Raw genomic sequence first — 18,720 nt, 5'->3', positions numbered from 1 at the left:
TCCCGCCCGCCGAGCTCGAGGCCAACCACTGGGCCGCAGTCAGGTCCGAGAACTACCCTCAGACACCCGTCCCGACCGGGGCTGGTTCCAAGTAACCGAGCCTCCACGAAACCCGGGGCGATTCAGGGCGAGATCGTCGAACGGCACAGCTACGGCCACGGCCCCGACGAGATCCCCGGCTGATCGACGACGCCTTCGGATGTCTCCCCTTGAGATCGGTGGGTACCGCAGCTGGCAGTCGGCGGGGGGTCAGTTCTGCTTGACATGCTCAGGGCATAGCCGAAACCTCGACCGTCAGCATCGCTGAGCAATCCCCGGACACTAGGGAGCAGGACCTGTTGCTCAAGCGGGCGCTCGGGCCGGTAGCCGTACCCATATCCCCGCTCCGAGGGTTGATGCCCGCTCCGTGGTAATCGGCGCGAGGTGGCGCGTCGGGGGTGATCTGGTCCGTTGTCCTAGTTGTCGGCTCGTCCATTCCTCAGCGCCCCATGTCCTGTTGGCGCGGAGATTCTGCTGATCCTGGGTGATCTCCTCCGTTGGTTGCCGGTTGGTGAGCCGCCACCAGGAGCGCCGCGCCAACAGCTACGGCTCCGCAGATGGCCTCTGCCCCTGCCGCGGCGGTTCGGTCGTGGGCCGCTAACAGCCCGTTGAGCAACAGGGCGACGCCGGACAGCCCGGCCAGTGCCGCCGAGATCCGGTGAGCCTGACCCGGCTGCCCCAGCAGGATCCGGAAGCCGCACAGCGCAAAAACGATGGCGCATGCGAGGGCACGGTTGGCGTTGCTCTGGCCGGGAAACTCGGTGGGGTAGAGCTCCCACTGGGAGACAAGGAGGAACAAGGCTATAAGCAGCATCGCGAGAGCGGCGGGGCCGATGGGGTAGGGGCGCGGAGTCTGAATCGTGGCTTTCTCGAGTGCGTCGAGACGCCTCTCGGCCTCGCGGGCGCGGCGACGACTGCCAGGTGTGGATCCGGTGCCGCCTGGAGCTACCCCCGGCCGGATGCCGCCTCGAAGGATGGCCGTGAGCTCTCCTCGTGGCGCGCTGGTGTGTACGTCGTAGATCACGCCGCCAGCGATCGCTACGGCGCTTCCGAGCACGAGGAGACCGGTGCCGATCAACGACCAGGTCCAGGACCCGTTGTCTACCCCGAACCCGGCGGTGATCGTGCCGATGATCGCTAACAGCAGCCCTGACCAGATCCAGCGCGGTCTAGTGAGGTGTTGTCGTGCATGGGAGCTCATGCGACGCGGTACCCCTCGGCGTCAGTTGCCCGGAGAGTCAGCCCGTGTCCGGGTCCGTCTGCTGAGCGCAATGTGCCGCCAACGGGGTCGGGGCAGCCGTCGAAGAGCAGTCGCTCGATCCGTTCGTGGTCGTGGAAGTACTCCAGGTGACGGAGCCGAGCGGTGGTTGCAGCGGCTGGGAGGGTGATGTGGGGTGCGCAGTGGCCGGACAACTCGATTTCGGTGAGTGTTGGGTGGCTGGCGATGCGACGCCACTCTGTGTAGCCGCCGCAGCGGGTGGCGTCGATCTGGAGACAATCCACGTGCGGAGCGAGGTGGAGGCAGTCGGCCAGGTCGGCGGCGTACTCACCCGCGGCGACGTCGGCGCGGACGCGGTCCCGCACAATGCTGAGGCCCTCGTGGTCCTCGGAACTGACGGGTTCCTCGAACCAGGTGACTCCGAGCGTGTCGAGGAAGTCACCGACGCCACAGGCCTGCTCGATGGTGTAGCCGCCGTTGGCGTCGACGAACACGGTGGCGTGGTCGCCGACGACTTGTTGGGCGACTCGGGTGCGGTCGAGGTCGCGCTCACGGTGGCTGCCCCAATCCTCTGCGATCTTGATCTTGACTTTGTCGCACCCCAGCTCGAGCCATCGCGCCAGCTGTCTGCGGAGCTGGCGATCGTCGTAGGTGGTGAATCCGCCGCTGCCGTAGATTTCGACCGCGTCGGGCGGAAAGGCTGCGTCGGCGGAATCGCCCGGTGTGCGTTGTGTGGCGGGGTCGGTCCACAGCGCGGTGAGCGGTTTGTCGAGGATTCGAGCGGCCAGGTCCCACAGGGCGATGTCGACCGCGGAGATGGCCATTCCGACGAGCCCGTGGCGGCCGGCGTTGCGGATGGCCCGGACCATTGCTTGCCAGGTGCCCTCGACCTCGAGCGCGTCGCTCCCCATCACCACCGGTGCCAGCAGGTCATCGATCACGGTGACCGCGGCGCGGGGCGCGTAGGTGTAGCCGGTGCCGACCTGTCCACCCCCGTGGGCATGCACGACCACGATGGTCGTGCGGTCCCAGGTCAGCGTTCCGTCGCCTTCGGGGGCGTCGGTGGGAACGGTATAGGCGGCGACGCGGACATCGGTGACCTTCGCGCTCACGGCTGCTCGTCGCCCGACTGGGGGAGCAGCTCCTGCGCCTTGGTCTTGAGGCCTTCCTTGATTACGCCCCATCGGCTCGGGTCACCCTTGATGAGAGCTTTGGCGGAGGCGGTCATCTGGTCCAGCGTCGCGTGTGGCGGGATGGGCGGGACGTCGGGGTCGCAGCGCACGTCCAGGACGTAGGGACGGTCGGCGTTCAGTGCCGTCTTCCAGGCGCCCGTGAGCTCATCGGGGTCGGTGATGGTGATCGCGCCGAGGCCGAGGGAGGTTGCGAACTCGGCGTAGGAGACGTCGGGTAGTGCCTGGGACTCCACGAACTTCGGGGTGCCGCCCATCGCGCGCAGCTCCCAGGTGACCTGGTTCAGGTCGTTGTTGTGCAGGACGGCGACGACGAGGCGGGGGTCGGTCCAGGACTGCCAGTACCGGGAGATCGTGATGAGCTCGGCCAGGCCGTTCATCTGCATCGCGCCGTCGCCGGTGAAGGCGACGACGGGGCGGTCGGGGTGGGCGAACTTTGCGCCGATCGCGTAAGGCACCGCGGGGCCCATCGTGGCTAAGTTTCCTGAGAGGCTGCCACGCATGGTGCCGCGCATCTTGACCTGCCGGGCGTACCAGTTGGCCGCGGAACCGCTGTCCGCGGCGATGATCGCATCGAGGGGTGCCTCGGCGGAGAATTCGCTGAAGATCCGCATCGGGTTCACCGGTTCAGCCGAGACGTGCGCCTCGCCGTCCATGACATCCCACCAGCGCGCAACCTGTGCGCAGATGTCCTCCTGCCAGGAGCGTTCCTGCTTGCGCTCCAGGAGAGGGATCAGTGCGCGCAGGGCACCTGCTGCGTCCGCGACGAGGTTGACCTCGTAGTCGTAGCGCATCCCGATCATGGCGCCGTCGATGTCGATCTGAACGGCGCGGACCTGGCCGGGTTCGGGCATGAACTGGGTGTAGGGGAAGCTGGATCCGACCGTGAGCAGAGTGTCGCAGTCGCGCATCATCTCGTAGCTCGGTCGAGTGCCGAGAAGGCCGATGGAGCCGGTGACCCAGGGCAACTCGTCGCTGAGGACGTCCTTGCCCAGCAGCGCCTTGGCGACGCCGGCGCCGAGGAGGTCGACGACCTCGGTGAGTTCTGCCACGGCGTGGCGCGCGCCCTGGCCGACCAGGACGGCGACCTTCTTCCCGGCGTTGAGAACCTCGGCCGCCTGGGCGAGGCCATCGGCATCGGGAGCGACCGCGGGCGCAGTCAGGCCGAGGCTCGAGGGCACCATCTTGAAGGCGTGCGTCGGGGCGGTGTACTCGAGCTCCTGGACGTCGCTGGGGATGATGATCGCAGTGGGCGCCCGGCGGATCATCGCGGTCCGGATCGCGCGGTCGATGACGTTGGGCAACTGCTCGGGCACGGTCACCATCTGGAGGTAGTCGCTGGCCACGTCCTTGAACAGGTTCAGCAGGTCGACCTCCTGCTGGTAGCTACCGCCCATTGCGGTGCGTGCGGTCTGTCCGACAACGGCGACGACCGGCACGTGGTCGAGCTTGGCGTCATAGAGGCCGTTGAGGAGATGGATGGCGCCCGGCCCAGAGGTGGCCATGCAGATCGCGGGCCGGCCGGTGAACTTGGCGTAGCCCACTGCCTCGAAGGCCGACATTTCCTCGTGTCTGGACTGGATGAATCGAGGTTGGTCCTCGGCCCGGGAGAGCGCGCCCAGGATGCCGTTGATGCCGTCCCCGGGGTAGCCGAAGATTTGCTCCACCCCCCATTCCCTGAGGCGATTCAGCAACTGGTCGGCGACGGTTGCCATGTCATGCTCCTTCCGGGTCGGTCGGCACCCGGGTCGGGTGCGGGTTCTTGATCGGCTAGCTGGGGTGGTCCTGGTCGAGTGCTCTGGCCAGCAGCTGGGCGAGGTGCTGGGCCTGCTTGCCGCCGCTGTCGAGCTGCTCGATCTGGGTGCGGCAGGAGAAGCCGTCCGCCAAAGTGATCGTGTCGTGGGGGGCCTGGCGCAGGCGGGGCAGCAGGACCTGCTCGGCGCATGCCTCGCTGACCGCGCCGTGGCCGGCGGTGAAGCCGAAGTTCCCGGCCAGACCGCAACACCCGGAGTCGAGTCGCTCGACGTCGGCGCCAGTCTTCTCGAGGAGCTGGCGGTCGACGTCCCACCCGAGCACGGCGTGCTGGTGGCAATGCACCTGCGCCAGCCCGTGGGTGCCGTCCAGGCGGGGCGGTTGCCAGCCGTCGCTGTGGTGCAGCAGCAGCTCGGCAAAGGTGACGGTGTGCTCCTTGAGCCGGTCCACGTCGGGGTCTGCGGCGAACAGCTCTTTGGCGTCGGAGCGGAACACGCTGGTGCAGCTGGGCTCCAGCCCGACGACGAGCCCACCGGACCGTACGTGTGGTGCGAGCGCGTTGACGGTCCGGCGTAGTCGGCGCTTGGCGACGTCCAGCTGCCCGGTCGAGATCCAGGTCAGGCCGCAGCAGAGCGGTTCGATAGGGATTTCCACCTGCCAGCCGGCATCTTCAAGGACCGCGACCGCGGCGCGTCCGACGTCGGGGTGAAAGTAGTTGGTGAAGGTGTCAGGGAACAGCATCACCTTCCCGCGCTTGGTCCGGTCGGCATCGACGGACCGCAGCCTTCGCACTGATCTGGCGCGTTGAGCCGCCCAGGCCTGCAGGGTCTGGGCGGCTAGCCGGGGTGCGTCGCGGTCCTCGAGACCGGCCAGCCGGGAGCCGGCCCTGCGTAAGGGGCGGATGCCGGCTAGCCGGTTGACGAGGGGTTGGAGGTGGAGGCGATCGAGGGCGCGGACCCCGGTCGGCAGCCACCCGGTGACGTAGTCGGCACGGGGGCGCAGCCGGTGGCGGTAGTGCTGGGCGAGGAACTCCGCCTTGTAGGTGGCCATGTCCACCGAGGCCGGGCAGTCGGCCTTGCAGCCCTTGCACGCCAGGCACAGGTCGAGGGCCTCCTTGACCTCCTGCGAGCGCCAACCGTCGGTGATCGGGCTGTCGCCGTGACCGTTGAGCATCTCGAACAACAGGCGTGCGCGGCCGCGGGTGGCGTGCTGCTCCTCGCCGGTGGCCTGGTAGGAGGGGCACATCACCTGTCCGCCCTCGTGGCTGTACTGGCGGCACTTGCCGACTCCGACGCAGCGGTCGGCGGCCTGGATGAAGGAGTGCCCGTCCTGGGGGAAGTCGAAGTAGAGAGATCGCGTCTGGCGGGGCGCCCAGGTGCCGCCCAAACGAAGGTGGGCATCGAGTGCCGCCGGATGCACGACCTTGCCGGGGTTCATCAAATCCTCGGGGTCGAAGAGGGCCTTGACCTGTTCAAAGAGGCCGACGACCTGATCGCCGAACATGATTTTCAGCAGCTCCCCGCGGCTCTGGCCGTCGCCGTGCTCGCCTGACAGCGAGCCGCCGTAGGAGACACACAGGTCCGCGGCGCGTTCCATGAAGCGGCGGTAGGTAGCCACGCCCTCGGTGGTGAAGAGGTCGAACGGGATGCGGGTGTGGACGCAGCCTTGGCCGAAGTGGCCGTAGAGGCTGGGCCCGGTGTCGCTGGCGTAGCCGAACTCCTCGTAGAGGTCGCGCAGGTCGCGCAGGTAGTCGCCGAGGCGGTGCACCGGCACCGCGGAGTCTTCCCAACCCTCGAAGGTGTCGGGTTTGTGGGGCACATGGGCGGTCGCCCCGAGACCGGACTCGCGCACCAGCCAGAACTCGTCCTCCACGGCGGGGTCGTCGTAGAAGGAGACGTCGGCGTCCTCGGGTCCGCGGTCAATCGCGTCGAGCATGGCGTGGGCTCGGTTGTCGGCCTCGTCCTGGTCCTCTCCACCGAACTGCACCATCAAGAAGCCGCGGCCCTCGGGGAGCTGGTCGAGGGCATCAATGTTCATGCCCTTGAGCCTCTGGTCGTGGAGCAGGTAGTGGTCGATGCCTTCGAGCGCGATCGGTTGATGCTCGACGACCGCGGGTACGGCGTCCGCAGCCGAGGCGATGTCGTCGTACCCGAGGACAACCAGGGTGCGGGCCGTGACGACCGGGACCAGCTTGAGCTCGGCGCGCAGGACCGTCACGAGCGTGGCCTCGCTGCCGACCAGGAACCCTGCGATGTCGAAGCCATGCTCGGGGAGCAGCGAGTCGAGGTTGTAGCCGGAGACCCGTCGAGGGATGTCGGGGTAGCGCTCGCGGATCAGGTCGGCATGCTCCTCGCGGATCCGACGGAGCTCGCGGTGGATCTCGGCGACGCGCTGGCCCGCTCCGGTGACGCCGGTGACGCCGGTGACGACCGCGGTGTACTGCTCGTCGTCGAGGCGGCGAGCAGTGAAGCGGGTGCCGTCGTGCAGGAGAACGTCGAGGGAGACGATGTTGTCGACGACCTTGCCAGTGCGTTGCGCGGTCGCCCCGCAGGAGTTGTTCCCGATCATTCCGCCGAGGGTGCAGTTGGGATGGGTGGCTGGCTCGGGGCCGTAGCGCAGGCCGGTCGGCGCGAGCTGTCGATTGAGGTCGTCGAGGACGATCCCGGGCTCCACCACACAGGTGCGAGCCCCGGGGTCGACGGAGAGCAGGCGGTTGCAGTGGCGGGAGAAGTCGATGACGACGGCCTCGTTGCAGCACTGTCCGGCGAGGCTGGTGCCGCCGCCGCGCGAGACGATCGGCAGCCCGTGGCGCTGGCACACGGCCACGGCCATGGCCGCTGCCTCGACCGTCCTCGGCGTCACCACGGCGATCGGCACCTGTCGGAAGTTCGAGGCGTCGGTGGAGTAGGCGGCCCGCGTTCCGGGGTCGAACCGGACGTCGCCGTCGACCTGCTCGCGCAGCTCGCGCTCGGCCGAAGCCAACGTCGAGTCCAGCAGAAGAGAGTTCACCGGATGATCACCTCGCGGGGAGGCCATGATGCGAAGCTGCGCAGATCGGCGGCCGCGAAACAGGCCGCCACGATCCCGCTTGTCAGCGCGAGCCGCCGGTAGCCGGGCGAGAGGGCCGCGAGACCGAGGGTGGTGGCTGCGTGGGTGAGCTCGACGACCGCGTCGCTCAGAGGGACGCGGCGATCCCGGACGGCCAGACCGGCGGCGGCCTGGGCCAGCACACGCAGCCCGAGCAGACGGGTGAGGCGTCGTGGCAAGCGGCGGTCGTAGGCTCCGCTGGCTCGCAGCACGGCTCGTGGATCGAGGAGTGCGGCGGCCCCCAGTCCCAGACGGGCCAGATCAGCCGGTCGGCGCCCGGTCATCCGATCCACCCCGCGCCGTGGGAGCGTTCATCGAAGGCGCCATGGGCGCCGAAGTCACGGCCGTCGGATCCGTCGACGGGCTCCCAAAGGTTCGAGGGCTGGTCGGTGTCGCGGGGTTGGTCGGTCTGCTGGGAGGAGAACCCGGTGTGGGCCAAATAGCGGTCCAGGAGTCCACCGGCCACCCGGTTGGCGAGGATCGTGCCGGCGGTGCTGAGCCCGACCCAGCGCGCTCGCCGTTGGGGATGGTCGATTGCCTTCAGGACGCCGCGGGCGGCGACTTCCGGTTGATAGATCGGGGGAACGGGTTGCGCCTTTTGTGGGAGCCGTGAGAGCACCCAGGAGAACTGCGGTGTGTTGACAGCTGGCATCTCGACGATCGTCACCTTGATGTTGCTGTCCTCGTGCATGAGCTCAGTCCGCAGCGCCTCGTGGAAGCCTTCGATGGCGTGCTTGGCGCCGCAGTAGGCAGTCTGGAGCGGGATACCCCGGTGGCCGAGTGCCGACCCGACCTGGACGATGACCCCGTGGTTGCGCGGCCGCATCCGGGCGAGTGCTGCCCGGGTGCCGTTGACGTAGCCGTGGTAGGTCACGTCGGTGACTCGTCGGTACTCCTCTGGCTCGATGTCGTCGAAACGAGCGAAGACCGAGGTGAAGGCCACGTTCACCCAGACGTCGATCGGTCCGAGCTCGGCCTCGATCCGATCAGCGGCCGCCTCGACGCCACGGTGGTCGGCGGTGTCGGTTGCGATGGGCAGCGCGGTCCCGCCCGCCGCTTCGACATCTTGGGCTGCCCCGCTCAGCCCGGTCTCGCCGCGTGCTAGGAGTGCAACCTGGTAGCCGCGCCCCCCGAGCATGCGGGCGGTTGCCCTGCCGATGCCCCCGGACGCGCCGGTGACGACGACGACGCGGGGGACGTAGTGATGTCCGCTCAACGGTCCTCCTCTGCAGGTGCGTAATAGATGCGTAATCGCAAACACTGCACGTATGCAACAATAGCCATTGGCGGCGATGACATACCGGTAGAAGTTGGAGCGGACGGCATTGGCTCGGACGGATGCTCGGGTCAAGGAAGGACGGAACGATGGCGATCTGGCTCCAAGCGGGCCTCTGGGGGCTGCTCGCCGGAGGCGCACTGGTCCTCGGCGCTCTGGTGGCGTGGATGACACGCGTGTCGCACGGCCTGGTCGCCAGCGTGATGGCCTTCGGGGCGGGGGTGCTGATCTCCGCGCTCTCGTTCGACTTGGTCGATGAGGCGGAGACCACCGGCGGTCTGTGGCCCACGGTGGCGGGGTTCCTGGGCGGCGCGGGTGTCTACGTCGCGGCCAACCTCGTCCTTGCGCGGCGTGGCGCCCGGCATCGCAAGCGTTCCGGCTCCCAGCAGCCGTCGGAGGAGGAGCATTCGGGCAGCGGGGCTGCGATCGCTGTCGGCGCCCTGCTCGACGGGATCCCCGAGTCCGTCGTTCTCGGACTGAGCCTGCTGGGCGGCGGCGGCATCGGCGTACCGGTCCTGGCCGCGATCTTCATCTCCAACCTCCCGGAAGGGCTCTCCAGCGCCGCCGGGATGAAGCGCAACGGCCGAAGTGCCCGATATGTCTTCGGGGTCTGGGTCGGGATCGCGGTCGCGAGCGGTGTCGCCGGGCTGCTCGGATGCTTGCTGCTTCAGGACGCAGCGCCGGAGCTGATCGCTGTGATCACGGCGGTCGCAGCCGGCGCGATCCTGGCCATGGTCGCGGACACGATGATCCCCGAGGCGTTCGAGCGCACGCACATGTACGCGGGCCTGATCGCGACCCTCGGATTCATCGTCGCGTTCGGGATCGAACGGGTCTGAAACAGCGCAGTCCGTCCTAGAACCCCTGATCTCCTCGGTTGGCGGACGTGCGGGTATGGGTGCCGCTCAGGTGCCGCGCAGTGTTGACCAGCCCGACGAGCGAGTAGGCCTGGGGAGTGTTGCCGAGCTGCCGGTGAGCCTTGATGTCGTACTCCTCGCTAAGCATGCCGACGTCGTTGCGAAGGCCGGCCAGCCGAGCGAAGACCTCCTCGGCCTCCTCGTGACGAGCCGCGCCATGCAGCGCGTCGGCCAGCCAGAACGTGCAGGCCAGGAACACGCCCTCGCTGCCCGGAAGACCGTCGCCCTCGTCCTCGTCGGGGTCGTAGCGCAACAGGAACCCGTCTGAGGTGAGCTGCCGCTGGACCGCATCGATCGTGCCGATAACCCGTGGGTCGTCCCAGGGCAGGAAACCGACTCGGGGTATCAGCAGCAGAGCGGCATCGAGACCCTTAGAGCCGTACGACTGGGTGAACGTGTCCCTTTCGGTGTCGAAACCCCTGGCACACACCTCGGCGTGGATCTGGTCCCGGGTAGCCCGCCACCGGTCGACCGGTCCGTCGAGGCCATGCCTCTCGACGCTGCGCACCGCCCGGTCGAGCCCCGCCCACGCCATCACCTTGGAGTGCACGAAGTCGCGTCGAGGGCCACGCACCTCCCACAACCCGTTGTCCGGCTCCTGCCAGTGACCCTCCAACCAGTCCAGCAGAGCCAGTTGGAGGTCCCAAGCAGTTTCGGTGACTTGCAGGCCGGACTCCCGGGCCAGGTGCAGACCGTCGAGGATCTCGCCCCACACGTCGAGCTGGAACTGCTCAGCGGCGGCATTGCCGACCCGGACCGGCCGCGCCCCACCGTGACCGGCGAGCCAGTCCAGCTCCCGCTCGGCCATCTGGCGGCTCCCATCCAGGGCATACATGATCTGCAAGCGGGCGGGGTCGCCCGCCACCGCCCTAACGAGCCACTCCCGCCACGCCTTGGCCTCGGCGGTGAACCCGGTGCCGAGCAGCGCTTGCAGCGTGAAGGTGGCGTCCCGCAGCCAACAGAACCGGTAGTCCCAGTTTCGTACGCCGCCCGGGTCCTCGGGCAGGGATGTCGTCGCGGCGGCAAGGATCCCGCCGGTGGGCTCGTAGGTGAGCCCCTTGAGGATCACCAGGGAGCGACGCACCTCGTCCTGCCAGCGGCCCTGGTAGGAGCACTGGCTCATCCACGAGCGCCACCAGCCGAGTGTCTCCACCAGCGCCCGGTGCGGATCGAGTGTTGCCGGCTCGTCGAGGTGCGAGGCCTGGTAGCTCAGCACGAACGCGGCGCGATCACCCGCCGAGACCCGCCACCGGCTGCAGAGGGACCCATCGTGGTGCTCCAGCGGCGTGGGGGATCGCAACCAGGCTGCATGAGGACCGGCCACCGCCTCAGCGGTGTGACCCTCGCAGCGCACCCACGGGCGCACATCCCCGTAGTCAAACCGGAGGCGGACCTCGCTCTCCATCTCAACGGTGCCGCTCAGCCCCTCCACCACCCGCACGACGTCGACCGTGTCGCCGTGCAACGGCAGGAAGTCGAGCACACGGACCGCTCCGGTCTCGGAGTCCCACCGGCTCTCGAGTACGAGCGAATCCTCCACGTAGTCCCGCCTGGACACGCTCGTCGCGCCGACCGGCGCGATCCGCCAGCGCCCGGCATCCGGCGTGTCGAGCAGCGACGCGAAGCATGCGCCCGAGTCGAAGCGCGGGAGGCACAGCCAGTCGATGGATCCGTCGCGTGCGACCAGAGCCGCCGTCCGCAGGTTGCCGAGCAGGGCGTAGTCCTCGATCGGTTTGCTGGTCGCGGTGCGTTCACTCATGGGCGTCCCCAAAGGTGAGCACTACCTTGACGTCCGCCGGGTCCGGCTCGACCACGTCCTCGTAGTGGTCCAGTGGCACCGTGCGCGTGATCAGCCCGTCCAGCCAGCCGGGCTCTGCCTGGGCCAGCGCTCGAGCTGCCAGCTCGAAGTGACGCTGGTTCGCGTTGACAGAGCCGATGACCGCATCGTTCTCCAAGACCAGCTCGCGGTTCAGTGCACCGGCGTCGACCTGCAGCGACCTACCGCCGGAGGAGACCCCGGTGAGGCACACGATCCCGTACGGGCCGGTGCCGGAGATGCCGTCGAAGACAAGAGATGCAACGCCCGTTCCCTCGATCACGATGTCGGGCTGCAGGCCGGCGGTGACCTCGGCCATCGGGGCGTGGTGATAGTGGGCGCCGAGGTCGGACACCAAGTCGGGCTTCGGTCCATCGGCGACCCTGTCGAGGACATGGACATCCAGCTCCCGCTGCACCCCCATCAGCGCCGCCAGGAGTCCGATCGGGCCAGCGCCCGTGACGAGCACCGAGCGGGGGGAGAACCAGGCTCGTCGTCCGACAGCCTCGATCTGCTCCCATGCCTTGGCGACGACACTGGCAGGTTCGGTGAGTACCCCCCGAAGGCCCAATGCGGGGTCGACCGCCACGGCAAAGTCTTCGGGGACTGTCCACCGCTCGGCGGCGTAGCCGTCCATCTCCTTGATGCCGCGCTCCCGGTAGCGACCGTTGCGGCACATGTCGAACTCACCGGCGGCGCAGGCGCCGCAGGGGACCGGATCGGGTCGCCGCACCACTCCGACCACCGTGCTGCCTGGCGAGAAAGGGCTGCTCGTAGGTGCCTCGAGCACCCTCCCGAGTGATTCATGCCCAATGACGAGGCGCTCCCGGCCGGGCGGCGCCCACCCGTAGTCACCGGCCAGAATCTCCCGATCCGTACCGCACACCCCGACGGCAACCGCCTCAACCAGCAGCTCGCCTTCCTGCGCAACAGGAGGCGGCCGCTCCTCGACCCGATGGCTTCCTGCGTGTCCCGGAAGTGCAGTCAGCGCTCGCATAGCCCGTGTCCACCGGTCAGTGTCATGGTTTCCATGAATCAGAGTTACCCAATATCATTGCTCTAACGCAAACATTGCACCGCGATGGTTAGAGTGCAGGCCATGAGTGGGAAGCCCGTCCTCGCCGAGGAGGTCATGGCCGCGAGCCGTGTCATCACTGCTGCGGTGGTTCGATCACTGAGTGCCGTCGATCAGAAGCTCACCGTCCCGCAGTTGCGGGTGCTCGTCATGGTGTCCGCGGCACAGGGCCTCAGTGTGAATGCGGTGGCGCAGGGCCTCGGCGTCAATGCTTCGAACGCCAGCCGAACCTGCGAGCGGCTGGTCACCAGCGGCCTGGTGTTCAGAGAAGAATCCGCCGACGACCGCCGACGGGTGGTGCTGAACCTTTCACCAGCCGGAAAGCGGCTGGTGGACTCGGTCATGAAGGTTCGACGAAATGAGCTGCTCGGCGTAGTCGCACGCATGGCGCCGGCGGACCGACGGACGCTCGCGGAATCCTTGCGCGCATTCAACGTTGCGGCCGCGATGAGCGAGGGGCAGGATTCACCCGACCATCCCGATCAACATCTCCTCGCGTGGCTCGACTGACCGAAGCGGTACCCGACGAATCGCGGGGAACCGGCGCGCGTCAGCCGCGCAGCGGGCGGATCGTCGCACCGGGCCCGACCCGGACCTCGCCGGTGGCCCAGACGATGTCGACGTCGTGGCCGAGCTCGACGACGCGGGCGTGCCGGTGCAGGCGGCGGACGACGGCGGCCACCAGCAACGGTCCCTGGTCGTCACGGCGGTCGTAGCCGAGCAGCGACCCCGGACGGCCCGGACCGACGACCAGCGCGGACACGTGCTGGGTGCCGGCGTCGGGCGTGATCTTCACGTCGAGCACGTGGACCTTCGAACGGCCCGTGGAGCCCGCGGGCATCCGGACCTCCATCTCGAGGAGCTCGCCGAGCCGGTGGCGGGTCGGCCCCTCCGGGTCAGGCGTACGGCGAGCGAGCAGCCCCTCGCGGAGCTCGCTGACGTGCACCTCGCTGCTCACCCCGTCGACCAGGCCGATGTCGACGACGTACGGCGTCGTCCGGTCGGCCCGCGCCACGGCGATCTGTTCGTGCCGCGCGGAGAGCCAGGACCCGAGCCGGCCGCCGAACCGTGGCAGCAGGGCGGCCCCGCCGACCAGCAGCCCGGTGGGGACCAGCGCACCGTCGGGATCGACCGTTAGCTCGACGTCGTCGACCTTGCCGACCAGCCTGCCGTCGCGCGCGACGATCTGCCGGTCCAGCAGGTGCAGGGCGGCGTCGTACTCGGTGTCGGGCCACGGCTCGAGCGGGCCGCGGTGCGGGGGTGGCTCGTAGTCGCGCATCGCTATCGCCCCATCTTCGTGATGACCATCAGCGGGATCGCGGCGACCGAGGCGACCACGACCAGGCCGAGGAACACGGTGCCGACCACGTTCGCGAGCCGGCCGTTGACGTGCTTGCCCATGTAGTCGGGGTCGTTGGCGACCACCAGGATCGGGAAGTAGGTCAGGGGCAGCGCGATGGCCGAGAACACCACCGAGAACTCGGTGACCAGGATCGGGTCGACGGCCGTCATCAGCACGCCGGCCGCGACGACGATCGAGAGCAGGATGAGCGCGTGGAAGAGGGCGGCCTCCTTGGGCTTGACGTACTTGCCCCACTGGAAGCCGAAGTACTGCGCCGCCGAGTAGCCGACCGACAGACCGGTCTCGCAGGCCGCGCCCAGCGTCGCGGCGACGAACCCGAGCACCGCGACGGCGAGGCCGATCTTCCCGAGCGCGACGGCGACCGGCAGGCCGACCTGCCCGAGGGTGTCGACCGAGATCCCGGCCGGGAGCAGGACGACGGTCGCGACGCCGGCGATCGCGAGCGACAGCAGACCACCGAGCGGGAAGCCGATCAGGACGTTGGCCCGCATCACGCCGATGTCCTTATCGGTCCACCGCTCCTCGACACCGCCGGAGGAGAAGAAGAAGACCTCGTACGGCGTCATCGCCGCGCCGAAGAGCGCGACCGCGTAGTACCAGTAGACGGGCCAGGTCTCCCCGCCCGGCTTGTGGAGCGTCGCGGCCTGGTGCGCGAGGTGGCCCCAGTCGGGATGCAGCTGCCAGAGCGCGACGGCGAAGACGATCAGTGCGAGGCCGACCATGCCGAGCACGTTCTCCATCGTCGAGAACTTCGCCCGCCACAGGATGAGCCAGACCAGGACCGCGACGAACGGCACCCAGAGCAGGTAGTAGACCGAGGTCACCAGCTGGAGGGCGAGCGCGACACCGCCGATCTCCGCGATGAAGGTCAGCAGCGTCACCAGCAGCGAGCCGAAGAGGTTGAGGAAGCCCACCCGGGGCCCGAGCCGCTCGCGCACCAGGTCGAACACCGCGCGGTGGCTGACCGCGGCGATCCGCCCGCACATCTCCGAGAAGACGCAGATGCCCACGACTCCGACGATCGTGGCCCACGCGAGCGACATCCCGAACCGGGAGCCGACGACGCCGTTGGTGACGAGGTCGCCGATGTCGACGAACCCGCCGATGGCGGTGAGCACGCCGAGGAAGACCGCGAAGTACTTCTTCATCGCAGCGACTTCTCCTCGGTGTCGAGCCGGTCGCTGAGCGACTGCAGCTGCTGGAGCAGCTTCTGGTCGACCTCGTGGTGCGCGACGACCGTCTCCCGCGCCTGCTGGACCAGGTCCGAGGCCCGGGTCAGCAGATCGCTCACCTTCGACGAGAGCTTGGTCCGGTCCGGCGGCGCCTGGAGCGCGCTGACCGTGTCCGCGTCCTTGCCCGCGGACTTCTCGGCGTCAGCGAGCACCACCACGGCATAGCCGTGCCAGGTGTCGTCGCGGCGCTCGGTCTCGAGGATGAGCCGGACGGTCGAGAGCTGGCTGGAGGCGTCACCCAGCGCCACCCTCGCCGATTCGTCCCAGTCCTCCGGGTCCGACTCCTCGACGGTCCCGCACGCAGACGCTGAGAGGACGCACGACAACAGCAGTATGAGAGCGATCACTCGGCCTGGCCGGAAGGGACCCGGCTCTGGGGAAGCGTTCGGCAGCACGACTCTGGAGTACCCGAAATACATGCTCCAACGCAAATAAGGTGTCTGTCGTCAGCTCGAGCTTCGTGGATCGACGATGAGCGCTTGCGGTGCGGCGGCTTTCATCCGGGTGTTGAGCCAAGAGAGCTGGCGGGATGTCTCCGCGTTCGAGGAGGTCGCGACGGCGAGCAGCTCGCGGTCGCGCAGTCCTTGGGCGCCCTGCGCCACCACGGTCCACGTCGTCTGCACCAGACTCGCCAGCACGTAGAGGTCCTGGAGGTCACGCAGTAGGCCGACGGGACCGGAGCGAACCTCGGCGAGCCCGTCGGCGTGGAGGCGTTCGGGTTCGCTGACGCTTTCGTCCTCGCCGTACCGGTCGATGACCGGGGCGAGGCGCTCGCGGTGGTCGTCGCTCCACTGGGCGAGCAGGTGGCAGGTGTGGAAGACATCGGCCTCGCGCGCATGGCCCTCAGCGACTGCTCGGAAGGAGTCGGCAAGGGTCTTCTCGCTGTGGTCGGCGAGGCCGACGTAGGTGCTCAGGTGCGGCATCAGGGCCGCCCCGCGATCGTCCGGGTGGGGGCCGGGTGCGCCGTGCCGGCCGCGGGGTCGTTCGGATAGCGGGGGGTATCGACGAGGACCTGGGAAGTCGTGGGTTCACCGCCGGCGGTGGGCGGTACAGAGCCCTTGCGTGCGGGGGCGGAGGCGGCGGTGGTGGGCGCCGGGGCCGGACCGTCGCCGGCCCGCACCCGACTGACCCGGCAGGCGGCGGTCTTGAAGTAGGGCTGTTTCGACACCGGGTCCCAGACGGTCATGGTGAGCTCGTTGGCCTGGCGGTGCTGCTGGTCGGGCGCGACGTCGTCGAGGTCCCAGGAGCCGTAGTGGAACGGCGCGAAAACGGCTCCTGCCATCACCTGGCCGACCCGGGCGCGCACCTCGATGGCACCGCGGGGTGACTCGACTCTCACGATGTCGCCCTCACTGATGCCCAGCGCCTCGGCATCGGGCTCGGACAGCTCGACCCAGGCGTCCGGGGCTGCGTCGTGCAACGACCGGGCCCGCCCTGTCTTGGTTCGGGTGTGGAACTGGTAGACCGTGCGGCCGGTGGTGTAGAGCAGGGGGTAGTCCTCGCTGGGCTCCTCGTGAGCCGGCGAGTACGGCGCGCCCTTGAGGAAGGCGCGGCCGTTCGGGGCCATGGCGCGGTGCTCCTGCTCGGTGACCGCGCCTCCGGTGAGCAGGTCGTGACCGTAGGTTTCGCACTGGTCGGTGTCGGTGGGAAACACGGGGTCGGTGTAGAGGCGGTCGGTCCCCTCGGGAGCATCGTCGTTGACCGGCCAGGGGATTCCCGTCGGTCCACGGAGCTTGTCATAGGAGAGCCCGGTGTAGTCCACCGGCCGGCCGGCCGTCGCGGCGCGCCACGCATCGAACGCCTCCTCCGGGGTCGACCACGACGGCAGGGGGGCACCGTCCCGGTCGGCGAATCCCATCGCCCGGGCGTACATCAGGAAGATCTCGTCGGTCGGGATCTGAGCCACACCGTCAATGGACATCAGCGACAACCTCGACGATGGCATCGACCTCGGCCCGGCGGCCGATTGGGTACGCGATGAGCCGCCGGGCCCGATCAACTGGAACCTGCTCGACGCAGATTCCGCCGAGGTCGAGTGGGCGGACCTCGACATGTTCGTCCGGTGGCTCAAGACGACCTTCGGACTGCCGCCCTCGATCGTGCCCCCGTATTGGCATCGACACGATGAGCTGATCTGGGAGCTCTCGGCGCTCCAGACCCACTTCCTCAGCTGTTTCGACGAGACGGCCTCCCCCTCGGCGCCGATCGCGTGGATGCGTGACTTCGCTGAGACCCGTCACCGGCTGCGAGAGTGGGTGGCCATCTGCGGCACCCGCCTGGACCGGGACCGCCCCACCCGCCAGACGCCGTGGCCCGGTGAGCCGGCCGACGGGCCGAGCGGCGAGGTGCAGATCCTGGACCGCGCCGCTGACTTCGATGAGTTCGTTCGCGCGGACGTCCTTCGCCGACGGCGGGTCGCCGCGATCGTCGACGGCGCCGACCACGCGTGACGGACATACCGATCTCGGCGACTCTCGACGGCCGACTTTCTCCACAGGATCGATGACCCGAGTCCTCCGACAAGCCAGAGCAACGCGAAGGTCGGCGCGCACATCCATGAGGAGGAAGTCATGCTGCAGTCACACGCGATTGCCCTGGCTCAGGCTCGCTCGTACGTCGCGGCTCTGTCCGATCACGCCAACTCCCATGAGGCGTCCTCGGCATACGAGCAGGTGCTTATCACGCTCGACGCAGTACACGGAGACCAGTCTCCCGGCCTCGACGACGAGCGGCCGGGCCCGGCTGGAGACGGCGTTCTCCCGGCAGCCGCGGCGGCTATCAAGGCTCTCGAGGAGCATGGGGTGGACGTTCTTTGGGTCGAGCTGATCCTCGCGATCCTCGAGGACGCCCGAGCACTGGACGCCAGGTGATGTACGGCGAGACCGGCGACCTTCTGCGCAGCGAGCTGGCCGCGCTACTTCGTCAGCATCGGATCCAGCAGCGACTGGGCGCCGACTCCTCAAGCAACACCCGCGAGATCGCCTCCGCCGAAGCCCGAGCAGCCGACGGTCAGGTCATTCAGCAGTACCGAAGAACCATCCTCAACTGGTGCGCACAGACGGTCCTGGCCGCCACACCACTCACCTTCAGCGCCGTCTCGCCCGCACCTGCCAACCCCTTCCTGCGCGCAGATCGGGACCCGACGCCCGTGGAGCAGCTTGCCCGAGGACTCGGCTACGTCCAGGAGCGGACGTCCGCCTCGGCAGCGTCCCTAGAGCTCCTGACGACCGTGCAGGAGAACCCCGTGGTCGAGCATTGGCGGCAAGCTGCGCGGGCCGCTGCGTTGGCCGAGCACGACACCGGCGGGCCCGTGTCGACGAGCCGGCTGACGGCGGCGCAAGCTCGAGCACTCGTCGGCGACGTCGCGGCCATCACCCAGGCCCTCGTGGTGCTCGATCACCGCTACCGCAACATCCCCGGGTGGGTGTCACTCCCGCACACCCGCAGCCTCGGCTGGGCCGCCTTGGCGACCGCGTTAGACGTGAGCCTCGGTCAACCGGACTACACCGTCGACCAGACCGGCTGGCGGCCCTCCGTCAAGCAGCTCCGCGGGCCGGTCAAGCCCGGCATCACGGGCGTGCTTCAAGCCGAGCACAACCTCCTGGTGCACCTAAAGGCTTTCCCCACTGTGCTGGTTCAGGACATCTGCAAGGCATGTCTCACGACATCTGCAAGACGGGCCCGTGATGCTCACCCGTGTCGAGAGCGCGGCTGGTCATCACAGCCATCACCACCCAAGGCCTCACCCAGGCGG

General features: G+C 68.6%; 18 protein-coding genes. 5 read left to right on the top strand and 13 right to left on the bottom strand.

Going from position 1 to position 18,720, the window contains the following annotated elements; translation table 11 throughout:
* Positions 1-478: 478 nt before the first annotated feature.
* From ABD709_RS21150 to ABD709_RS21125, 6 genes are read right to left on the bottom strand one after another with little or no spacing between them, the layout of a single operon-like run.
* Positions 479-1,240 (bottom strand): hypothetical protein, encoded by a 762-nt coding sequence (locus ABD709_RS21150; protein WP_344779048.1) that lies wholly within the window; start codon positions 1,238-1,240, stop codon positions 479-481.
* Positions 1,237-2,370, bottom strand: coding sequence for an enolase C-terminal domain-like protein (locus ABD709_RS21145; RefSeq protein WP_344779047.1), 1,134 nt, complete (start codon positions 2,368-2,370; stop codon positions 1,237-1,239). The genes ABD709_RS21150 and ABD709_RS21145 overlap by 4 nt, the downstream gene beginning before the upstream one ends.
* Positions 2,367-4,163 (bottom strand): thiamine pyrophosphate-requiring protein, encoded by a 1,797-nt coding sequence (locus ABD709_RS21140; protein ID WP_344779046.1) that lies wholly within the window; start codon positions 4,161-4,163, stop codon positions 2,367-2,369. Before ABD709_RS21140 ends, ABD709_RS21145 begins: the two co-directional genes overlap by 4 nt.
* A gap of 55 nt (positions 4,164-4,218) precedes the next feature.
* The gene (locus ABD709_RS21135) at positions 4,219-7,209 is read right to left on the bottom strand and encodes an FAD-binding and (Fe-S)-binding domain-containing protein (RefSeq protein ID WP_344779045.1); all 2,991 of its coding nucleotides are present in this window, start codon (positions 7,207-7,209) and stop codon (positions 4,219-4,221) included.
* Positions 7,206-7,571 carry a hypothetical protein gene (locus ABD709_RS21130; RefSeq protein WP_344779044.1) on the bottom strand — a complete coding sequence of 122 codons (366 nt, stop codon included), beginning with the start codon at positions 7,569-7,571 and terminating at the stop codon, positions 7,206-7,208. The genes ABD709_RS21135 and ABD709_RS21130 overlap by 4 nt, the downstream gene beginning before the upstream one ends.
* Positions 7,568-8,638, bottom strand: coding sequence for an SDR family oxidoreductase (locus ABD709_RS21125; RefSeq protein ID WP_344779043.1), 1,071 nt, complete (start codon positions 8,636-8,638; stop codon positions 7,568-7,570). The genes ABD709_RS21130 and ABD709_RS21125 overlap by 4 nt, the downstream gene beginning before the upstream one ends.
* 14 nt (positions 8,639-8,652) lie before the next feature.
* Here ABD709_RS21125 and ABD709_RS21120 point away from each other — a divergent pair, with 14 nt between their 5' ends.
* Entirely contained in the window at positions 8,653-9,402 is a 750-nt protein-coding gene (locus ABD709_RS21120; protein WP_344779042.1) for a ZIP family metal transporter, read from the top strand.
* A gap of 16 nt (positions 9,403-9,418) precedes the next feature.
* On the opposite strand, the gene ABD709_RS21115 is transcribed toward ABD709_RS21120, so the two are convergent.
* Both ABD709_RS21115 and ABD709_RS21110 read right to left on the bottom strand, forming a co-directional pair.
* Complete coding sequence (locus ABD709_RS21115) at positions 9,419-11,239, bottom strand: glycoside hydrolase family 15 protein (protein WP_344779041.1); 1,821 nt, start codon at positions 11,237-11,239, stop codon at positions 9,419-9,421.
* Positions 11,232-12,293 carry a glucose 1-dehydrogenase gene (locus tag ABD709_RS21110; protein WP_344779040.1) on the bottom strand — a complete coding sequence of 354 codons (1,062 nt, stop codon included), beginning with the start codon at positions 12,291-12,293 and terminating at the stop codon, positions 11,232-11,234. The genes ABD709_RS21115 and ABD709_RS21110 overlap by 8 nt, the downstream gene beginning before the upstream one ends.
* Positions 12,294-12,395: 102 nt before the next feature.
* Here ABD709_RS21110 and ABD709_RS21105 point away from each other — a divergent pair, with 102 nt between their 5' ends.
* A complete protein-coding gene (locus ABD709_RS21105) occupies positions 12,396-12,881 on the top strand; it encodes a MarR family winged helix-turn-helix transcriptional regulator (RefSeq protein WP_344779039.1) in 486 nt (161 codons plus the stop codon).
* 40 nt (positions 12,882-12,921) lie between these two features.
* Here the strand turns inward: ABD709_RS21105 and ABD709_RS21100 are convergent, their stop codons facing one another.
* From ABD709_RS21100 to ABD709_RS21080, 5 genes are all read right to left on the bottom strand, one after another.
* Positions 12,922-13,650 (bottom strand): hypothetical protein, encoded by a 729-nt coding sequence (locus ABD709_RS21100; protein ID WP_344779038.1) that lies wholly within the window; start codon positions 13,648-13,650, stop codon positions 12,922-12,924.
* 2 nt (positions 13,651-13,652) lie between these two features.
* Positions 13,653-14,882 carry an NRAMP family divalent metal transporter gene (locus tag ABD709_RS21095; protein WP_344779037.1) on the bottom strand — a complete coding sequence of 410 codons (1,230 nt, stop codon included), beginning with the start codon at positions 14,880-14,882 and terminating at the stop codon, positions 13,653-13,655.
* Positions 14,879-15,214, bottom strand: a complete 336-nt coding sequence (locus ABD709_RS21090; protein ID WP_344779036.1) for a hypothetical protein — start codon at positions 15,212-15,214, stop codon at positions 14,879-14,881. The genes ABD709_RS21095 and ABD709_RS21090 overlap by 4 nt, the downstream gene beginning before the upstream one ends.
* A gap of 198 nt (positions 15,215-15,412) precedes the next feature.
* Positions 15,413-15,889 (bottom strand): hypothetical protein, encoded by a 477-nt coding sequence (locus ABD709_RS21085; RefSeq protein ID WP_344779035.1) that lies wholly within the window; start codon positions 15,887-15,889, stop codon positions 15,413-15,415.
* The gene (locus ABD709_RS21080) at positions 15,889-16,887 is read right to left on the bottom strand and encodes a molybdopterin oxidoreductase family protein (protein ID WP_344779034.1); all 999 of its coding nucleotides are present in this window, start codon (positions 16,885-16,887) and stop codon (positions 15,889-15,891) included. Before ABD709_RS21080 ends, ABD709_RS21085 begins: the two co-directional genes overlap by 1 nt.
* On the opposite strand from ABD709_RS21080, the gene ABD709_RS21075 reads away from it, so the two are divergent.
* From ABD709_RS21075 to ABD709_RS21065, 3 genes are all read left to right on the top strand, one after another.
* Entirely contained in the window at positions 16,880-17,416 is a 537-nt protein-coding gene (locus ABD709_RS21075) for a hypothetical protein (protein WP_344779033.1), read from the top strand. The two genes, ABD709_RS21080 and ABD709_RS21075, sit on opposite strands and share 8 nt — an antisense overlap.
* Before the next feature lie 120 nt (positions 17,417-17,536).
* Positions 17,537-17,836 (top strand): hypothetical protein, encoded by a 300-nt coding sequence (locus ABD709_RS21070; protein ID WP_344779032.1) that lies wholly within the window; start codon positions 17,537-17,539, stop codon positions 17,834-17,836.
* Positions 17,836-18,720, top strand: an 885-nt coding sequence (locus ABD709_RS21065; RefSeq protein ID WP_344779031.1) for a hypothetical protein, incomplete at its 3' end; no start/stop codon positions are given. The genes ABD709_RS21070 and ABD709_RS21065, both read left to right, overlap by 1 nt.

Origin of the sequence: Nocardioides panacisoli, from assembly GCF_039537325.1 — a bacterium.
In the GTDB taxonomy this organism is placed as follows: domain Bacteria; phylum Actinomycetota; class Actinomycetes; order Propionibacteriales; family Nocardioidaceae; genus Nocardioides; species Nocardioides panacisoli.
Note: the sequence above shows the minus strand (reverse complement) of the source record. Positions and strands in the feature narration are given on the sequence as shown.

What these genes read in the sequence shown, in the direction of transcription:
- ABD709_RS21070 (WP_344779032.1), top strand. Translation starts at nt 17,537, where the DNA reads ATGCTGCAGTCACACGCGATTGCCCTGGCTCAGGCTCGCTCGTACGTC.
- ABD709_RS21130 (WP_344779044.1), bottom strand. Translation starts at nt 7,571, where the DNA reads ATGACCGGGCGCCGACCGGCTGATCTGGCCCGTCTGGGACTGGGGGCC.
- ABD709_RS21120 (WP_344779042.1), top strand. Translation starts at nt 8,653, where the DNA reads ATGGCGATCTGGCTCCAAGCGGGCCTCTGGGGGCTGCTCGCCGGAGGC.
- ABD709_RS21105 (WP_344779039.1), top strand. Translation starts at nt 12,396, where the DNA reads ATGAGTGGGAAGCCCGTCCTCGCCGAGGAGGTCATGGCCGCGAGCCGT.
- ABD709_RS21140 (WP_344779046.1), bottom strand. Translation starts at nt 4,163, where the DNA reads ATGGCAACCGTCGCCGACCAGTTGCTGAATCGCCTCAGGGAATGGGGG.
- ABD709_RS21085 (WP_344779035.1), bottom strand. Translation starts at nt 15,889, where the DNA reads ATGCCGCACCTGAGCACCTACGTCGGCCTCGCCGACCACAGCGAGAAG.
- ABD709_RS21075 (WP_344779033.1), top strand. Translation starts at nt 16,880, where the DNA reads ATGGACATCAGCGACAACCTCGACGATGGCATCGACCTCGGCCCGGCG.
- ABD709_RS21080 (WP_344779034.1), bottom strand. Translation starts at nt 16,887, where the DNA reads ATGTCCATTGACGGTGTGGCTCAGATCCCGACCGACGAGATCTTCCTG.
- ABD709_RS21110 (WP_344779040.1), bottom strand. Translation starts at nt 12,293, where the DNA reads ATGCGAGCGCTGACTGCACTTCCGGGACACGCAGGAAGCCATCGGGTC.
- ABD709_RS21150 (WP_344779048.1), bottom strand. Translation starts at nt 1,240, where the DNA reads ATGAGCTCCCATGCACGACAACACCTCACTAGACCGCGCTGGATCTGG.
- ABD709_RS21115 (WP_344779041.1), bottom strand. Translation starts at nt 11,239, where the DNA reads ATGAGTGAACGCACCGCGACCAGCAAACCGATCGAGGACTACGCCCTG.
- ABD709_RS21095 (WP_344779037.1), bottom strand. Translation starts at nt 14,882, where the DNA reads ATGAAGAAGTACTTCGCGGTCTTCCTCGGCGTGCTCACCGCCATCGGC.
- ABD709_RS21100 (WP_344779038.1), bottom strand. Translation starts at nt 13,650, where the DNA reads ATGCGCGACTACGAGCCACCCCCGCACCGCGGCCCGCTCGAGCCGTGG.